2 protein-coding genes are annotated in these 1,224 nt (G+C 61.4%); both read left to right on the top strand.

Features of this window, described 5'->3' with window-relative positions; translation table 11 throughout:
- The coding region (locus ACFV20_RS37010; RefSeq protein ID WP_385665537.1) for a type II secretion system F family protein at window positions 1-428 on the top strand (428 nt) is incomplete at its 5' end.
- A 26-nt stretch (window positions 429-454) separates the two neighbouring features.
- Window positions 455-1,224: type II secretion system F family protein (locus ACFV20_RS37015; protein WP_385665540.1), on the top strand; the 770-nt coding region annotated here is incomplete at its 3' end.

Below are 1,224 nucleotides of genomic sequence, written 5' to 3' on the forward strand. Positions count from 1 at the left end.
GCCCTACAGCCGAGGAAATGCGCCGCGTCATCACCGAGACCAGCCTTGGCCGCGATTTGCAGGCCTCGCTGAGCGATACAGCCGAGCGTATGCGGAGCGAGGATTTCGTCTGGATTGGGCAGGCGATCCAGATCAACCGGGAAGTGGGCGGAAACCTCGCCGAGGTGCTCGACCAGGTCAATGAGACCATCCGCGAGCGCAGCGAGATCAAGGGACACATCAAGTCCCTGGCGGCGGAGGGCAAGTTCTCGGCCTATATCCTGATGGCCCTTCCCGTGGGCATCGTGCTGATGCTCATGGTGGTCAACCCGGGCTACATGAACGTGATGTTCACGCACCCCATCGGTTGGGGGCTGATCGCGTTGTCGGTCATCCTGATGACCATCGGTGGCCTGTGGATGCGCAAAATCATTAACTTGAAGTTCTGAGGCGCACCGTGCATCCCTTCCTTTTCATGTCGCTGCTGCTGGTACCCCTGCCGGGCGCCTATTTCGCGTGGTCGCTGCTTGCTGTCGACCGCAAGACCCCGCGCGCCGTTCGGGAACTCCTTACCCGTGGCCACGTTGCCGCCGAAGTCGCGGAGCAGAGCCGGGCCGGCCTGTTGGAGCGCGTCGGCTACAAGCTCACCCCGGGAAGCTACGCGCAGAAGCTTGACAGGCTGCTGTCACTGGCCGGACGCCCGCCGTCGCTTCCCCTGGGCCGCGTCTTGGCTGCGAAACCTGCACTCGGACTATGTGGGGCGCTTTTCGGGTTGCTCATCACCACAAGCAGTTCGAGCGGGATCATCAAGCTGGTAGGAATATTCGTTGTCCTGCTGGGCTACTTCATCCCCGATCTCATGCTTTACAGCAAGGGGCAGGAACGGCAGAAGACTATCCAGTTGGAACTTGCCAACACCATGGACCAAATGTTGATTTCGGTGGAGGCCGGCCTCGGTTTCGAAGGCGCGATGGCCCGAGCCGGGGAGAACGGCAAGGGGCCCTTGGCGGAGGAGATTGTACGCACGCTCCAGGACATGCAGGTTGGACGCAGTCGCCGGGAGGCCTACCTGGCATTGGCCCAACGCACCAACGTTCCTGAACTCCGGAGCTTTGTCCAGGCAGTCATCCAGGCGGACACCTACGGTATTGCCATCAGCCGGGTGTTGCGGGTCCAGGCGAAGGTGATGAGGGTGAAACGCCGGCAACGGGCAGAAGAGAAAGCGATGAAGCTTCCGGTAATGAT

Source organism: Streptomyces sp. NPDC059696 (genome assembly GCF_042733745.1).
GTDB lineage: Bacteria > Actinomycetota > Actinomycetes > Streptomycetales > Streptomycetaceae > Streptomyces.